Below are 16,785 nucleotides of genomic sequence, written 5' to 3'. Positions count from 1 at the left end.
CCACTATGGCCAAGAACACCCATACCGAACGGGCTACCATTCAGCTCATCATCGACGGCAAACAGGCCGAAACCTCCATCAAGGAAGTACGTCAGTCGATGATCATGCTCGAGCGCCAGCTCACCAATATGAAGAAGGCCGACGACCCGGCAGGCTATGCAGCCGCTACGCGCGAATTGCAAAAGCTGAAAGCTGCTCATGGCCAGATGGTAGCCGAACTTCGTGGCGGTGAAAGCTCCTGGAGTAAGTTTAAGGCAAACTCTAAGGAAATAGCCCTGGGTACTCTAGGCGGCAATCTGGCTGAAGCGGGCCTCAGTGCGCTGAAACAGGGTATTACCAAGCTCATCGACATCAGTGGCGAGCTGAGCGACGAACTGGCCGACGTGCAGAAACAGACGGGATTGGCCGGGAAGGATCTGCAAGAACTCAACGCCGAGCTGCAAGCCATAAACACCCGTACGCCGGTCGAGGAATTGCGGTCGTTGGCCGCTGTGGCCGGGAAGCTGGGGTATGACACCAAGGATGATGTTTTGGCCTTCGTTCGTGCCGCCGATCAGATCAATGTGGCCCTGGGCGAAGACCTGGGCGGCAACATCGAGGACGTCACGAACGACATTGGGAAGCTGGTCGAAATATTTGGTCTGGAGGAGGAGTTCGGGATTGAAAAAGCCATGCTGAAGACTGCTTCGGCCATCAACGTGGCCGGAGCGAGTTCGGCGGCTAACGAGGGCTACCTGGTAGCCTGGACCAAGCGCTTTGCCGGTATCGCGCCCAATGCCGGGATCAGTATAGCCGATACCCTGGGCCTGGCCGCTACGATGGATATTCTGGGCCAGAGCTCCGAGCTTTCCGCTACCAACGTGGGCAAGATGATCATCGCCATTGGCAAGGATCTTCCGCACTTCGCGCAGGTGGCCGGTATGTCCGTCATGGATTTCAGCGCCCTACTCAAGAAGGACGCCAACGAGGCATTTGTAAAAGTGCTGGAAGGGGCCAAAAGTGCAGAAGGCGGGGTTGAAGGTATGATCAAGACCCTAGAAGCCTTGGGAATTGAAGGCAGCGAAGGCGCTCAGGTGTTGGGAGCACTCACCAATAACACTAAGCTCCTACGAGAGCAGCAGGGGTTATTGAATGATGCCTATGATGTGGGTACCTCCGTTTCAGGCGAATTCAACATCAAAAACGAAAACACAGCGGCCATCCTCGAAAAGCTGGGCAAGCGGATCACGATCCTGTGGGAACAGGCCAGCGCGGCCGTGAATCCACTCATCAGGCTTTTCGGCAAGTGGGCCGGGGTAGTCGATGAGCTGGAGGAGGGCTTAGCGGCCATCCAGACCCAACAGGATGTAGTGGCCGGTGCTGAGAAAAACCTGGTACCCATCATTGAGCGTTACGATCGGCTGGCCACCAATACGAAGCGTTCCAAAGAGGAGCAAGCCGAGTTTATGAAGCTGACCCGCCAGATAGCGGATGCCGTACCGGGGGCCGTCACGGCCTGGGACAATTACGGCAATGCCTTGCAGCTGAACACCTGGAAGGCCCGGGATTTCGTCGAGCAGCAGCAGAAAATGCTGAAGGCCATGCGCGATACCCAGAAGGAAGCCGCCAAAGGTGAATTGGCTGAGCTTAACCGGGAAGCCATCCGTATAAAGACCGAGCTGGAGCGCGGCAAAGTGTCAATGAATACGGGCATGGGACAGTACCGGGACGTAGCCCTCACCGACCGGGATTTTGCGCAACGTACCAAGCGCCTCACCAGCATCCGGGAGCGGGAGGCTAGGATAAAGGACGGCCTTGCCGCGCTCGATAAGCCCTCACCGGCTGTGAAGCCCGACACCGGCGCCAGCAATGCGGCCGGTACTGGCATTACCAAGAATTCCCCCGGAGGCAGCTATACCGGTACGGGCCAGTCAGGCAATGCCGTATCGGATGTCCGGAAGCTGGACGATGAGCTTTTGAAAAACCAGCAGCAGCTCACCCTGAACCTGATGAGTGAGCACGAAAAGCAGATTGTGGCCGCTCATAATAAGTACGAGCAGATGCGCAAACTGGCCGGGAACAATAAGGAAGATCTGGCAAAGATTGCCGCCCAGGAAGCCCAGGAAATGGAGCAAATCAACGAACAGACCAACCGGAAAAACCTGGAGTCGTTCGATAAGATGATGCGCACCAAGCTCAGCGCCATGAATGACCAGGCTGACCAGAAAAGAGCTTTTGAGCAGAAGCTGGCGGAGGAGGACGCCCAGCGCCAGGATAAGGAGCTCAGCGATATAAGGGAGCATTACCGAGACTTGATAGCTGAAGCCGAGCTTTTGGGTAGGGATACTACGGATATTTACATAAGGATGTACAATGCCATCCGGGATCTTCAGCTTGCCCGCAACAATGAGGAGCTCGAGAAGGATGTCGAGAAAAACAAAAAGCTCCTCGAGGAGAAAAAGAAACTCGCCAATGACCAAAATAAGAAAGATGAGGACGATCAGGAGGATTGGATGGCCGATATTGAAATGCGGAAGCGGGCCTACTCGGATATGGCTCAGGCCGTATCGGATGTATTTTCAATCATGGCTAGTAATGAAACCGATTTTGCCGAGTTTCAAAAGGCAATCGGCCTGGTACAGTTAGCCATTGATAGTGGTGCGGCCATTGCCGGGGCCGTTAGGGCCGCTTCGGTAAGCTCTCCCAACCCGTTTGTGCTTGTGGCTAGCATTGCCACGGCCATTGCAACAGTAACCGCCAACATCCTGAAGGCAAAGCAGCTTATTCAAAAAGCGAATGTACCCGAGCCTCCTGCCTTCCGGGCCGCTGGGGGGTACACCGATATGGGCAGCCTGGCAGCAGACCCAGGCGGACCCGAGGGGTGGGTTAGTCGCCCTACGCTCTTCAGCATGGGGAGCCGTCGCTACGTAGCCGGTGAGCGCGGCCGCGAATACGTGATCAGCAACCCCATGCTCCGCAACCCGGCTGTAGCCAACTTCGTAGGAATAATGGAAGTCTTGCGGCAGCAAAACCAATTCGCAAATCCTGCCTCTATCCCTGCGCCGCAGAGTGTCAATAAGGGTCCCGTAATGGATCCTCAGCTGGCCGAAATCGCCCGTCTGCTTCGTGAACTCAACAATAAACCTTCTGCCTGGAACCATGCCCCCCTGGAAGAGTACCAGAACCTGGTAAGTAGCATCCGCAGGCGGGCCAGCGCCTAAGCTTATACGGATACTCCAGCATCTTAACCTATAGCAACGCATGGCCATGAAACGAGGGCTCAGGCATATTTCCGAAATCATTCCGGAAGCACTCCGCAGGATGGAGGAGCGCAGCCGAATAAAATTTTGTTCGTGCCGGTCGCCCTGGGCGATTTGTTGCCGGATCAGTACGGGATTAGGCCAGGCTCCGGGCCAGCTCAACCAAAATTCGCGCGGCCGCGCCAAAGAATGTTCTGTAAAGGGGTGTACCCTTTTTCTTGAAAAGTAGGGTATAGCTTAGGGCACACTTGGCAAAGAAAAAGCCCCTCAGTGTGAACTGAGGGGCTTTTTGCGGTCCGGACGGGACTCGAACCCGCGACCCCCTGCGTGACAGGCAGGTATTCTAACCAACTGAACTACCGAACCACTTTCGTTTTGCTGATGAATCAGGTAAAACGTGGCACAAAAGTAGGCGACCCTACCATACCACGCAAGCCAAGGCCAGAATTATTTTTTAACATGACGGTAACAACTCTGATTATCAGCCTCAGTTCTGTGAAAATATTTTTTCAAAACCTCAGGGTACCCTTACGGGACGGGATTGCGGAGTACTGGATACACAAGGTGCTCCCCACTCGGTTTAGCATCCCTGCCCGTAATACGCGTCCTTGCCATGCTTGCGCTCGAAGTGCTTCATGCGCAGGGTATCTTTCAAAACGGCGGTATCGGCATTGATTTGCAAAGTCAGGTACGCCATCCGGGCTATTTCTTCCAGCACGGCCGCATTATACACCGACTTGGCGGCATCCTGGCCCCAGGTGAAGGGGCCGTGGTTTTGCAGCAGCACCATTTCCACTTCGTGGTGGGACAGGGTTTTGTCCTTGAAGCAATCCAGAATCTGATTTCCTGTTTCGTGCTCATAGTCGCCCCGGATCATGTCGTCGGTGAGTACGGGGGCGCAGGGAATATCCTGGTGGGTGTGGTCGGCGTGGGTGGTGCCGAAAATCGGGATGTCGCGTCCGGCCTGCGCCCAGGCCACGGCGTACGTACTATGGGTGTGGGTAATGCCGCCGATGTCGTCCCAGGTTTTGTAGAGGAGCGCGTGGGTTTTGGTGTCGGACGAAGGGCGCAGGGTACCCTCCACCACCTGGGCGTCATAATCCATGATCACTATATCCTGTGCCCGCAAACTTTCGTAAGGTACCCCGCTGGGTTTGATGGCAAACACGGCCTTGTCCCGGTCCACGGCGCTCACATTGCCGAAGGTGAAGAGCACCAGCCCGAGTTTAGGCAGCTGCATATTGGCTTCGTAAGCTTCCTCCCGGAGGGTTTTATAGATATCCATGACTTATCGATAGACTACTTCTCCTAGTTGTAAATCTTTTTTCAGGCCCCGCAGGGTAGTATCCTTGTCGATTACGACCAATTCTACGCCCAGCATATCGGCCAGGTCTTCGATATAGTCGATGGTCAGACTTTGGGTGTAAGCCGTGTGGTGGGCGCCTCCCGCCAGAATCCACGCCTGCAGACCTACTTCCATGCTGGGCTGGGGCTTCCAAAGTACCCGGGCGGTGGGTAGCTTAGGGAACTCCTGGGTTATTTCCACGGACTCTACCTCGTTGACCAGCAGCCGGAAACGGTTGCCCATATCGATGAGTGAAACATTCAGGGCGGGGCCTGCCGCGCCGTTGAACACCAGTCGCACGGGATCTTCCTTGCCGCCAATGCCCAGCGGGTGTACCTCGCACCGCACCGCTCCGGCGGCAATGGTCGGACAAATTTCCAGCATGTGCGAGCCCAGTACCATCGCATTCTGGGGATCGAAATGGTAGGTATAATCTTCCATGAAGGAGGTACCCCCCGGCAAATCCGTGGCCATGGTTTTCAGTACGTGAACCAACGCGGCGGTTTTCCAGTCGCCCTCGCCGCCGTAGCCGTAGCCCGCTGCCATCATGCGCTGCGAACCGATGCCGGGCAACTGCCGCATGCCATGCAAATCCTCGAAGGTGTTGGTGTAGGCCGAGTAGCCGCCATCTTCCAGAAATGTTTTCAATCCCAGCTCGATGCGGGCGGCTTCCACGAGCGATTCGCGCAAGGTACCCCCCTTTACCAACGAATCCATCAATTGGTAGTGGTCGGCGTATTCCTGCATCAAGCCGTTGATTTCGGCGTCGGAAACCTGGTTGATGACCTGCACCAAATCACCTACCCCGTGCGTATTGACCGCAAAACCGAATTTGATTTGCGCCTCTACTTTATCGCCCTCCGTGACCGCCACTTGCCGCATGTTGTCGCCGAAGCGAACTACCTTCATGGTCTGCATCCGGTAGCGGGCCACCGCTACCCGCGTCCACACATTGAGGGGTTGTAGCACCGCATCGCTTTCCCAGTGCCCCACGACTACCTTGCGACTGAGACGCATGCGCGAGGCCAGGAAGCCGAACTCCCGGTCGCCGTGGGCGGACTGGTTCAGGTTCATGAAATCCATGTCGATGTCGGCGAATGGAATGTCGCGGTTGAACTGCGTGTGCAGATGGAGCAGGGGTACCTGTAGAGCATTCAGACCGCCGATCCACATTTTGGCGGGTGAAAAGGTATGCATCCACACGATGATTCCCACGCAGTTGGGGGTAGCGTTGGCCGCCTTACAGACAGCCAGAATTTCTTCGGGCGTTTTGACGACGGGTTTGAAAACAACCCGCACCGGAATCTTCGGCGCGGCATCGAACGACTGCGCGATGGTTTGCGAATGGGCGTCCACCAGCCGGAGGGTTTCTTCTCCGTACAGATGCTGGCTACCCGTCACGAACCAAACTTCATAAGATTTTAAATCAATAACCATGTTCAATGAATTTTCCCAGGGACTGGTACTTGGAATATAATAGTTTATAAATTTCAACCTGCTCTTTCCGTGGTTCGTAATAAGCATCGAAACCCGACCCCATCGCCCGCTGGGCGGCAAACAGATCGGGATGAACACCCGCCGCTACCGCAGCATTCATGGCGGCGCCCAGGGCACAAGCCTGATCCGAACGGGTTACCTTGATCGGCATATCCAGCACATCGGCCAGGGTTTGCATCACGAAGGGCGATTTCTTGGCTACCCCGCCGATGGCAATGACCTGCCGGATGGGTACCCCTTCCGAAACGAACCGATCCACAATGGCCCGCGAGCCAAAAGCCGTGGCCTCGACCAGCGACTTGAACACCATCACGGCATCGCTGCTCAGATTCAAGCCCGTCAGTGCCGCTTTCAGGGTATGGTTGGCGTCGGGCGTGCGCCGGCCGTTGATCCAGTCGGTAGCAACGGGGTCGTTTTGGGTCACCGGCAATCGGGCGGCCTGTTCCGAAAGGTAGGGAATGAGTTTTTCGCCCAGTGCATCGGCTGCCTCGTCCCCCAAAAGGGCCCGTACCGGCTCGGTGATTAATCGCTGGAACCACGCGTAGTAGTCGCCATAGGCCGATTGCCCCGCTTCGGTACCCAACATGCCCGGAATGATGGAGCCATCGACCTGACCGCAGATGCCACGGATCAGCAAATGGCCGATTTCTTCGTTGGGAGCCACCAACATATCGCAGGTGGAGGTACCCATCACCCGCACAAAGGTGTAGGGTTCGATTTCGGCCCCAACCGCGCCCATGTGCGCATCGAACGCACCTACCCCCACCACCACCTCGGGGGAGAGTCCCAGTTTTTCGGCCCATTCGGCGGATAGGGTACCCATGGCCTGGTCGGAGGTGCAGGTGTCCGTGTACAGGCGATCCCGCAGTCCGGCCAGTAGCGGGTCGAGTTGGGTAAGAAAGTCATCCGAAGGAAGCCCCTCGAATTCTTCATGCCACATCGCCTTGTGCCCGGCCGCGCAGCGCGAGCGCTTCATCGTCAAGGGGTCGGTCTGGCCGGTGAGCACGGCCGAAATCCAGTCACAGTGCTCGACCCACGAAAAGGCTTGTTCGCGGATGCTTTCGTCCACGCGCAACGTGTGCAGGATTTTGGCCCAGAACCATTCGGAGGAATAGATACCCCCGACGTATTTGGTAAAATCGGTACCTTCCCGGTGCGCCAGTTCGTTGATTTCTTCGGCTTCGGCGTTGGCGGTATGGTCTTTCCAGAGGATGAACATTCCGTTGGGGTTTTCGGCAAATTCGGGCGTCAGGGCCAGGGGGGTACCTTCACGGTTTACCGCCACGGGCGTGGAGCCCGTGGTGTCCACCGAAATACCGACGACCCGTTGGCGTACCTCGTCCGGAAAATTTTTCAACGCTTCGGTGATGGCCTTTTCCAAACCTTCTAGGTAATCCAGCGGATGTTGCCGGAAGCGCGATGCCGCCGCATCGCAGTATAATCCTTTTTTCCAGCGTGGATAGTAATAAACCGCCGTGCCGACGCTCTCGCCAGTGCCGGTATTGACCACCAGGGCCCGCACCGAATCGGTGCCGTAGTCCAGACCAATTGTGTATTTTTCCTGCTCCATGTAATTCTTGTAAAAGGCTGTTCGTGTCTTTTTGACACTTTTCTGATTGACCAAACTCAGTCCTGCCCTTTAAAGAGCCGGAAAGGGCAAAATACTACTTTTGAACGAAGATTATTCCGAGCTATTTGTAAAAAATTAGCAGGTAGAAAAACCCTGCTTCCTTATTTTAGTCCCAAAGCAATCCTTCATCTTTTCATGGGAAAATTATCAATGCTGGGTTTGTTGCTGCTGATTTTGGCCCTGCTGGGCAACATCACCAGGAAGATCAAACCCGAGGCTGTAAAACCCAATATTCTGGTTATCATGGCCGATGACATGGGCTATTCGGATTTGGGCTGTTACGGTGGGGAAATTAAAACGCCCAATCTGGACCGACTGGCCGCCAACGGGTTGCGCTTTCGGAATGCCTACAACACGGCCCGCTGCTGTCCTACTCGCGCCAGCCTGCTCACGGGTCAGTACCAGCACAAGGTAGGTCTGGACCGCAATGGCAAAAGCCTGACCCGCGACGGAGTCACCATCGCCGAGGCCCTGAAGCCCCACGGCTACCAAACGGGCATGGTAGGCAAGTGGCATCTGTCTGAGGCTATTCCGCTAAAAGACAAGGCTAAGCACCTGGACTGGCTGAATCATCAGTACGACCCCGGGATTCCCTTCGCGGAGGTCAGTACCTACCCGATCAACCGGGGCTTCGACAAACATTACGGCATCATCTGGGGCGTGGTCAGCTACTACGATCCATTCTCGCTGGTGGAAGGCGATAAGCCCGTCAAAACCGTGGGGAAAGACTACTATATCACCGACGATTTCAGCCAGAAGGCCACGGAGTACATTCGGGATTTTACCAAAAAGGACGATCCGTTTTTCCTCTACCTGGCCTATACCTCGCCCCACTGGCCCATTCAAGCCCCGCAGGAGGATATCGAAAGGTACCTGCCGGTGTACCAGGAAGGTTGGGATGTGTTGCAACAGAAACGTCGCGACCGACAGATTAAAATGGGCTTGCTGACTCCCCAAAGTAACAAACTCTCACCCATTCAGGGTCGGAAATGGGCGGAGCTATCGGCGGCAGAAAAAGAGTTCAACACAAAAAAAATGGCTACCCACGCGGCGATGGTAGCGCGCATGGACCGCGGGATCGGTCAGGTACTGAAAACGCTGGAAGAAACGGGAGCGCTGGACAACACGCTGATCGTGTTCATGTCGGACAACGGAGCCTCACCCGAAATCATGCACGTTTCGGGTTACGACCGCCCCTCCGAAACCCGTTCTGGAGAAAAACTGCTGTACGCCGATGCGATTCCGGTGGCGGATATCGGGAAGGAGATTTCTTATACGGGTATCGGGCCGGAATGGGCCAACGCCATCAACTCGCCCTACCGCTTGTGGAAAGCCGAATCCATCGGCGGCGGTATCCGGACCCCCATGATTGTCCATTGGAAGGGGCTGAAAACGCCCAAAGGCAGCGTTTCGGACGAGCTGACGCACGTTATGGATATTATGCCTACCTTACTGGACCTGACCGATATACCCTATCCGAAAGTTTATCAGGGGAACACGATCAAGGCGATGGATGGGCAAAGCCTTTTGCCAGTACTTTTAGGGAAAAAGCGTCCAGGTTATGCCCAATTGTTCTTCGAGCACGAAGGAGGCAAGGCGCTTATCGAAGGCGATTGGAAACTGGTAGCCCCCAAAAGGAAAGCCTGGGAACTCTACGACCTCAAAGCCGACCGCACGGAATCAGACAACCTGATGATGAAGAATCCGGCAAAGGCTGCCGACTTAAAGCAGAAATACGAGGCATGGAGCAAACGGATGGGGGTTTCGGAATGATGAAATATAAATTATGAGATATGAGTTATGAATTATGAGATGCGTATGAAATGGATTTTTTGCGGTTGTGAAAGGCTTGTTATTGCCTCGGTAGTCGTTTTGTTGGGTTTTGTGCAGCCTGTGGTAGGCCAAAAAGCTTCGCAGCGGCCCCCCAACATCATCCTGATCCTGACCGATGACATGGGCATCGGTGATGTGGGCTGTTACGGGGGCAAAGTGACCCCCACACCGAATATTGACCGACTGGCCTCCGAGGGTACCCGGTTTACGCAGTATTACAGCGGGTCGCCCATCTGTTCGCCCTCGCGGGTGTCGCTCACGACCGGCATGCACCCCGCCCGCTGGAACATTACCTCCTACCTGAGCAACAAAAAGCATAACCGTACCTGCGAACAGGCCGATTTCCTCGATCCCCGGGCACCCTCGGTGGCCCGTACCCTGCGGCAGAACGGCTACCATACCGCGCACTTCGGCAAATGGCACATGGGCGGTGGACGCGACGTGACCGAAGCCCCCGGCATTCCCGAGTATGGGTTCGACGAGTACTCCAGTACCTACGAAAGTCCTGATCCCGACCCGCTACTGACCGCCACCAACTGGATCTGGTCGAAGGAAGACAGTATCAAGCGCTGGAACCGCACAGCTTATTTCGTAGACAAAACGTTAGCTTTTCTGGCAAAAAACCAGGGTAACTCTTCATTCGTTAACCTTTGGCTTGACGACGTACACACGCCCTGGATTCCCGATCCCGAAGCGATGGAAGCCCATCCCCGTGACTCGGAAAAAATGCCCAACCTACAAAAAGTTCTGGTGGAAGTGGATACGCAGATCGGGCGGCTGATGGCGGGAATCAAAGCTTTGGGACTGGACGAAAACACTCTGGTCATTTTCACCAGCGACAATGGCCCCCTGCCCGCCTTCGGCGACCGCCGCACGGTGGGGCTGAGGGGTACCAAGCTGTCGCTCTTCGAAGGCGGCATCCGCATGCCGTTCATCGTTCGCTACCCCGGAAAGGTACCCGCCGGTCGGGTGGATGAAACCGCCGTCATGACGGCTACCGACCTTTTTCCTACCTTTTGTAAAATAACGCAATCGGACCTGCCTACCCCCGAACGAATGGATGGAGAGGATGTATCAGAGGCCTGGTTTGGCAAAAAGTTTGCCCGCAACAAACCTATCTACTGGGAGTACGGACGAAATCACGTCAGCTTCAATTACCCCCTGATGCTGAAGATGTCAGTCCCAATCTGGCGTTGCGGCGGGGCAAATGGAAAATATTGCTCAATACCGACGGTACCGATGCGCAATTGTACAACCTGGAAAAGGATGCGTTGGAAACCCAAAACGTAGCCACGGAGAATCCGAAACTGGTGCAACAGATGACTCAGCAACTGTTGGCCTGGCGGAAAACGCTGCCGGATTTTGCGGGAGGAAGGCAGTAAGTACCTACCATAGAGTTGGCTGGCTAAAACAGTGAAGCAATGTATACGAAACTCATCCTCACGATTTTGCTTACAGGCCTGATTGCCGGAACGATCGACATACTTTCAGCTATTTTTATATTGGCGGGCGGAAACGGGGTCGCAGTCCTGAAATACGTAGCTAGTGGCGTGTTTGGAAGTACGGCTCTTGAAGGTGGCAAAGAATTTGCGATGTATGGATTGGTTTTTCATTACATAATCGCCATTGGCTGGACAGGAGGTTTTATCCTGCTATATCCAAGGCTGAAATTTTTGCACCGGAACACATGGCTCAATGCCGTATTGTATGGGCTACTGGTACAGGTGCTGATGAGGTGGGGCGTACTGCCATTGACCCAGGTTGCGCCATTGACCAATACATGGGCGGGTTTCTTAAAAAACGCCGTGATCTTAATGTACGCGATCGGCTTACCGGCATCCCTAGCAGCAGATTGGTTTTACAAGAAAGCAGCAATCGTGGCTAAATGATGAGTCGGCGTAGTCCAAAAAGAATAATTCATGTATAAACCGGGCCGTCTTCTTTTCAGTATCCACAGTTGGTTGGGCCTGATCACAGGTTTTTTTCTGATCCTGCTCGGGCTAAGTGGATCGATGCTCGTTTTCATGGAGGAACTGGACCCGGTCATTTATCGCAGTGCCCTGGCGGTCAAACCGGAAGGTACTCCCTTGTCGCTCGATAGCCTCTATCACATCATCACTACCCACTATCCCAATCTTGACGGGATAGCCTGGATGAATCCCGAAGCATCTCCGGAGCATTCGTATCAATTTCGTCTCTACATGAATGATATGCGATTGATTTCCTACGACCTGGGGGCCATCAATATTAACCAGTACACGGGTCAGGTGCTCCGGCAGGGGCGCAGTGACGACCTCGAGGTAGGCTGGATCGAATGGCTCTTCCAGTTTCATTTTTCGCTTCATCTCGGCATGCCCGGCGCGGCGTTAACGGCCATTTTCGGGCTATGCATGCTGGCTTCCCTGTTTACAGGAGTCGTTGTTTATCGCCGATTCGTCTGGAAGGTACTGACGTTTCGGATGCGCATCAACCGCAAGAGCTGGCGTACCGTTACATCCGACCTGCACCGTATAGTAGGGGTATGGTCTTTGGGACTCAATGCCCTTATTTTCTTTACTGGATTCTGGTTGAATCTTTTTGCGTTCGAAAAGAAAACCTGGGACAATGAAACGATCCCCACGCCCGCCAACACCCTTGCTCAAGTCTCCCTGCAGGACCTGTACGGGCAGGCCCTGCAAAAAGCGCCTGATTTTACGCCTGATTATGTGTACCTGCCTACTCAGCCCCAGCGGAAATTCAGCGTAAGAGGATATTATCACGATGAAAACCGGCTATTTTCGGGGAGCAATGCCATTGTGTTTGATGCCTATACCGGAAAGTTCGAGGGACTGACGCGTTACTCGGATTTATCGGGCGGGGAGAAAATTGAAGCTACCGTCCATCCCCTGCACGTCGGGAATTACGGGGGTACCTTTGTTAAAGTTCTGTACGTTATCTTGGGGCTTACCCCCGGTTTTTTGTCAGTGACGGGTTTTCTGCTTTGGTGGCGCCACAAGCGAAAAAAAACATCCAAACGTTTGATTACCGCTACCCGATGAAAATCTTTTAATTTACATAATGCCTCCGGCGCACTGATCCTGAATGAGAAACAGATTTTCCAAAGCCCTTGGATTCTAAGGACACTGCTAAGTCGAACTTCGCTGGATTTGAAATAGCGAAGGTACCTATGCTTCGCTGATGGACCTGCTAGAACCGGCACGTTGTTTTAGGAAAGTAGGGTACCCCATTCACCGTGAAGCACTATGGCCCGCAATGCCTTCAACTATTCCCTGGATTTTGACACTACCGATTTTCGGAAGCACCCCGAGCTTTACCGCATTGGGGTAGGGGAGCAGGGTGTACTGCTGGTGCAGCCCTACAAATCGGAGATTCTACCCTACTGGAAGTTCAAAACCGAAGCCGTAGCTCGCGAATCAGCGGAGAAAATTTACGCTATTTTTGAACAGTACCTCAAAGACCACGATTTTGTGGGAGCCGATATGGCCCGCAAGTATCTGCAGATGGGTTTCACCCGCGCCCGACGCTACGCCAACCACAAAAGCGGCCGCAAGTATTCGGTCAGCGAAGAGGATAATACCGAAGGTCGAGGGTACCCCTATTCCTCGGGGAGCAAAAACAAAGGTAATCCACTGCTGGAACAGGAAGAAGATGCCCTTACCAACGAAAAAGCACGGGCGGCAACGGTATTTAAAGAATACTGGTTCCGGGCCAAGGATCACCCGGAGTATCTGCGGCAGAAGCAGGCATTCCGTGAGCGGTATTACGAATGAAGAGGTGCCTTAGGTAGCTTCTTTATGGACAAACCGGGGTGCGGAAAAAATACGAACGCCGGGGGGTACCTTCGCCGGGCCTGAATCCTTTGCAATTGAAAGCCCTACATTTGCGGAAAACAATAGTCCCCGCCACGATGTACACGTTAGCTACCCCCAATAAATCCGATTACCCCACCCTTTTGGCCATCTGGGAAGCTTCGGTACGGGCCACGCACCATTTTCTGCATGAGGGTGCCGTTGAGTTTTTTAAAAAGATTATTCAGGAAAATGAGGTGTTCGATCAGGTTAAATTGACCGTGGTACGGGATGCCGACCCAATGATCCTGGGTTTTATGGGAGTGAGTGAACACAGGCTGGAAATGCTTTTCCTGGCTCCCGAGGCCAGAGGGAAAGGAATTGGCAAAATACTCCTCAGGCATGCCATCGACAATCTGGGTATTACCCATGTGGATGTCAATGAACAGAATGGGGAGGCGTTGAAGTTTTATGAAAAAGCCGGGTTTAGGGTGATCTCACGATCCGAACTAGACGGAACCGGAAAGCCTTATCCCATTCTGCACATGCAGCTTCCTGCATAGACCTTCAAAATGGAAAATTATATGAATAGTACTGTTATATGTAAAAATAATATTCAAACTAACTGCGATATACGTTTTTGATTTACATATAGAGATTAGACGGGGCAGCTATAAATTCAGAAGATTATTAGGTAGAATTGAAAAAATGACGATGATCTGTCAGGATGAATATAAAGATTGGATATTAATATAGTTATATTCAAAATATGCACTATATTACCCTCTGTACTCAAATAGCGGCTAGTGAATCAGTATGGAGAATATTCGCCTTTCTCAGTCATCCGATCATAAAAAATGGAAAAAATGGGGCCCCTACCTATCCGAACGACAGTGGGGTACGGTCCGGGAGGATTATAGTCCCGGGGGTAATGCCTGGACCTACATCAACCACGATCTGGCCCGCAGCTACACCTACCGATGGGGCGAGGAGGGAATCGGGGGATTTTGTGACAGCGACCAGGTACTGTGCCTGGCGCCCGTGTTCTGGAATGGCCAGGACACCATTCTGAAAGAAAGGCTCTTCGGCCTTACCAACGGCGAGGGCAACCATGGCGAGGATGTGAAGGAACTTTACTTTCACCTCGATTCGTCCCCTACCCATTCCTACTGCAAGTACCTGTATAAATATCCGCAATCAGCGTTTCCATACATGGAACTACTCCAGCAAAACCGTCGGGACCGTCTGAGTCCCGAATACGAACTGCTGGATACGGATATGTTCAGGGACAATCGTTATTTTGATTGTTACATCGAGTACGCCAAAGCTGACATCAACGACATCCTGATGCAGGTTACGGTACATAACCGAGGGCCTGAGGCAGCCACAATACATGTGCTGCCCCACCTGTGGTACCGTAATTTCTGGAAGCACAACACCCGTTTCAGCCGTCCCGAAATCGGTTCTTACTCAGACAATTGCCTGAAAGCCGTTTCTTCGCGCAATGGCAGTTTTTATCTGTATCACCAGGAGGGTGAGCAGTTGTTTTGTGAAAACGAAACCAATAACCAACGCATTTTTCACCGGCCCAATGATGCAGCCTATGTCAAGGATGGCATCAACAATTATATCGTCAATGGGCAGGATACCGTCAATCCCGAAAAACTAGGTACCAAGTCGGCCATCTGGTTGCAGGGAACGATCGAGCCCGGAGCATCGAAAACCTTTAGAGTGCGGCTAAGCAAGGGTGTTGTGGCCGATCCCTGGACCGGCTTTGACGATATTGTGTCCAGGCGGCGGTCTGAAACGGATGACTTTTACTTAAAAATCACCCCCAAAAGCCTTTCTGACTCCCAGAAGAGTTTGTTGCGCAGTTCATTGAGCGGATTGCTGTGGACCAAGCAATTCTACTACCTGGATGTGTTCAAATGGCTCTTCGGGGAACCCCACGAAAAACCGCCTGTCCGTCATTTCAAGCGTAACTTCGCCTGGCAGCACCTTACCTGCCGCAATATTATCTCTATGCCCGATAAATGGGAGTACCCCTGGTTCGCGGCCTGGGATCTGGCTTTTCATGCCGCGAGTTTTGTACACGTGGATTCTCATTTTGCCAAGCAGCAGGTCCAGGTAGTTTTGCGCGAGTATTACATGCATCCCAACGGGCAGATTCCGGCCTACGAGTGGAGTTTCAGTGATGTGAACCCTCCTGTACACGCCTGGGGCGTATGGTACGTATATGAAGCCGACAAGAAAAAAACGGGTGTCCCTGACTGGGATTTTTTAGAACGTGCTTTCCAGAAACTACTCATGAACTTTACGTGGTGGGTCAATCAGAAAGACGAAAACGGCACGGACATATTCGAGGGGGGCTTTCTGGGGCTGGATAACATCGGGGTTTTCGATCGTAACCACATGCCGCCTGGTATCAAAAAACTACAGCAGGCCGACGCGACCAGCTGGATGGCCATGTATGCCATCAACATGCTGCGAATCTCGCTGGAACTGGCTCAGAACAACAAGTCCTTTGAAGAATCGGCCGCCAAGTTTTTCCGGCATTTTCTGAACATAGGCTGGGCCATGCACCATATCGGTAAAAAGGACATATCACTTTGGGACGATCAGGATGCTTTCTATTACGACGCCATTCAGTTTGAGAATGGTACCAGCGAGCGGCTGCGAATCCGCTCGCTGGTAGGTATCATTCCACTGTTGGCAGTGGAGATCATACCGAAGGATATGTTCGTCAAGCTACGGGAATTCAATACGCGGCTGCAGGTGATCAAGCTCACCCGCCCCGACCTGACGCGGGTGATTTCGGATATTGAGGAAATGAATAAGGACGGTAACTACCTGTTTGCAATCATGGTAGGCGACCGACTCGAATCGCTTTTGAAGCGTCTGTTGGACGAGGCCGAATTCTTGTCCGACTACGGCATCCGCTCCTTGTCCAAGTACTATCAGGAAAATCCGTTTGTATTTGGCTACCAGGGACATGAGTACCGGATTCAGTATGAGCCCGGCGAGAGTTCGAGCGATATGTTCGGCGGCAATTCCAACTGGCGCGGACCGATCTGGTTTCCCCTGAACTACCTGATCATTAACGCGCTACGTAAGTACCATACCTACTATGGCGATGGGTATACCTATGAATTTCCGGCCAAATCGGGCAACAAGCTGACACTGAAACAGATTGCCCTGGAACTTACCAAACGCCTCCTGCGGATTTTTGAACGCAATGGCAGCGGAGCCTACGAGTACCATGCCAAAGAACACACCCAATGGTCACAAGCCCATTTTGCCGAGCACCACCTGTTTTATGAGTTTTTTCATGGCGATACTGGCCAGGGCCTCGGGGCTGCCCATCAAACCGGCTGGACCGCTCTGATTGCCAATTTGTTATTAGAAATGGAGGAAGAATAGGGTACTTTCGTAAAAAATAACGATTGACCTGAC

At 53.3% G+C, this 16,785-nt stretch carries 11 protein-coding genes and 1 tRNA gene; 8 read left to right on the top strand and 4 right to left on the bottom strand.

The window, feature by feature from the left end; genetic code table 11:
* Positions 1 to 5: 5 nt before the first annotated feature.
* The gene (locus tag GBK04_RS03190; RefSeq protein ID WP_152756782.1) at positions 6 to 3,200 is read left to right on the top strand and encodes a phage tail tape measure protein; all 3,195 of its coding nucleotides are present in this window, start codon (positions 6 to 8) and stop codon (positions 3,198 to 3,200) included.
* 331 nt (positions 3,201 to 3,531) lie between these two features.
* Here the strand turns inward: GBK04_RS03190 and GBK04_RS03185 are convergent.
* From GBK04_RS03185 to GBK04_RS03170, 4 genes are all read right to left on the bottom strand, one after another.
* Positions 3,532 to 3,605, bottom strand: a tRNA-Asp gene (locus GBK04_RS03185).
* Positions 3,606 to 3,819: 214 nt separating this feature from the next.
* Positions 3,820 to 4,518 carry an L-ribulose-5-phosphate 4-epimerase gene (locus GBK04_RS03180; protein ID WP_373331437.1) on the bottom strand — a complete coding sequence of 233 codons (699 nt, stop codon included), beginning with the start codon at positions 4,516 to 4,518 and terminating at the stop codon, positions 3,820 to 3,822.
* A gap of 9 nt (positions 4,519 to 4,527) precedes the next feature.
* On the bottom strand, positions 4,528 to 6,021 hold the full coding sequence (gene araA, locus GBK04_RS03175; RefSeq protein WP_152756779.1) for an L-arabinose isomerase: 1,494 nt from the start codon (positions 6,019 to 6,021) through the stop codon (positions 4,528 to 4,530).
* A complete protein-coding gene (locus GBK04_RS03170; RefSeq protein WP_152756778.1) occupies positions 6,011 to 7,651 on the bottom strand; it encodes a ribulokinase in 1,641 nt (546 codons plus the stop codon). The genes araA and GBK04_RS03170 overlap by 11 nt, the downstream gene beginning before the upstream one ends.
* 195 nt (positions 7,652 to 7,846) lie before the next feature.
* Here GBK04_RS03170 and GBK04_RS03165 point away from each other — a divergent pair, with 195 nt between their 5' ends.
* The 7 genes from GBK04_RS03165 (at position 7,847) to GBK04_RS03135 (ending at position 16,752) form a co-directional block, all read left to right on the top strand.
* A complete protein-coding gene (locus tag GBK04_RS03165; RefSeq protein ID WP_373330677.1) occupies positions 7,847 to 9,484 on the top strand; it encodes an arylsulfatase in 1,638 nt (545 codons plus the stop codon).
* Between the two features lie 45 nt (positions 9,485 to 9,529).
* On the top strand, positions 9,530 to 10,834 hold the full coding sequence (locus GBK04_RS03160; protein WP_373330676.1) for a sulfatase-like hydrolase/transferase: 1,305 nt from the start codon (positions 9,530 to 9,532) through the stop codon (positions 10,832 to 10,834).
* Between the two features lie 131 nt (positions 10,835 to 10,965).
* On the top strand, positions 10,966 to 11,433 hold the full coding sequence (locus GBK04_RS03155) for a hypothetical protein (protein ID WP_152756776.1): 468 nt from the start codon (positions 10,966 to 10,968) through the stop codon (positions 11,431 to 11,433).
* 30 nt (positions 11,434 to 11,463) lie between these two features.
* On the top strand, positions 11,464 to 12,582 hold the full coding sequence (locus GBK04_RS03150) for a PepSY-associated TM helix domain-containing protein (protein ID WP_152756775.1): 1,119 nt from the start codon (positions 11,464 to 11,466) through the stop codon (positions 12,580 to 12,582).
* A 204-nt stretch (positions 12,583 to 12,786) separates the two neighbouring features.
* Positions 12,787 to 13,314 carry a DUF4385 domain-containing protein gene (locus GBK04_RS03145; RefSeq protein ID WP_152756773.1) on the top strand — a complete coding sequence of 176 codons (528 nt, stop codon included), beginning with the start codon at positions 12,787 to 12,789 and terminating at the stop codon, positions 13,312 to 13,314.
* A 38-nt stretch (positions 13,315 to 13,352) separates the two neighbouring features.
* Positions 13,353 to 13,895, top strand: coding sequence for a GNAT family N-acetyltransferase (locus GBK04_RS03140; RefSeq protein ID WP_373330675.1), 543 nt, complete (start codon positions 13,353 to 13,355; stop codon positions 13,893 to 13,895).
* Between the two features lie 253 nt (positions 13,896 to 14,148).
* Positions 14,149 to 16,752: an MGH1-like glycoside hydrolase domain-containing protein gene (locus GBK04_RS03135; protein WP_152756772.1), complete on the top strand. Its 2,604-nt coding sequence runs from the start codon at positions 14,149 to 14,151 to the stop codon at positions 16,750 to 16,752.
* The last annotated feature ends 33 nt before the right edge of the window (positions 16,753 to 16,785 follow it).

The organism is Salmonirosea aquatica, assembly GCF_009296315.1.
GTDB lineage: Bacteria > Bacteroidota > Bacteroidia > Cytophagales > Spirosomataceae > Salmonirosea > Salmonirosea aquatica.
Note: the sequence above shows the minus strand (reverse complement) of the source record. Positions and strands in the feature narration are given on the sequence as shown.

Excerpts from the sequence above, each read along its gene's own strand:
- GBK04_RS03190 (WP_152756782.1), top strand. The coding sequence starts at position 6 with ATGGCCAAGAACACCCATACCGAACGGGCTACCATTCAGCTCATCATC.
- araA (WP_152756779.1), bottom strand. The coding sequence starts at position 6,021 with ATGGTTATTGATTTAAAATCTTATGAAGTTTGGTTCGTGACGGGTAGC.
- GBK04_RS03135 (WP_152756772.1), top strand. The coding sequence starts at position 14,149 with ATGGAGAATATTCGCCTTTCTCAGTCATCCGATCATAAAAAATGGAAA.
- GBK04_RS03165 (WP_373330677.1), top strand. The coding sequence starts at position 7,847 with ATGGGAAAATTATCAATGCTGGGTTTGTTGCTGCTGATTTTGGCCCTG.
- GBK04_RS03170 (WP_152756778.1), bottom strand. The coding sequence starts at position 7,651 with ATGGAGCAGGAAAAATACACAATTGGTCTGGACTACGGCACCGATTCG.
- GBK04_RS03160 (WP_373330676.1), top strand. The coding sequence starts at position 9,530 with ATGAAATGGATTTTTTGCGGTTGTGAAAGGCTTGTTATTGCCTCGGTA.
- GBK04_RS03155 (WP_152756776.1), top strand. The coding sequence starts at position 10,966 with ATGTATACGAAACTCATCCTCACGATTTTGCTTACAGGCCTGATTGCC.
- GBK04_RS03145 (WP_152756773.1), top strand. The coding sequence starts at position 12,787 with ATGGCCCGCAATGCCTTCAACTATTCCCTGGATTTTGACACTACCGAT.
- GBK04_RS03150 (WP_152756775.1), top strand. The coding sequence starts at position 11,464 with ATGTATAAACCGGGCCGTCTTCTTTTCAGTATCCACAGTTGGTTGGGC.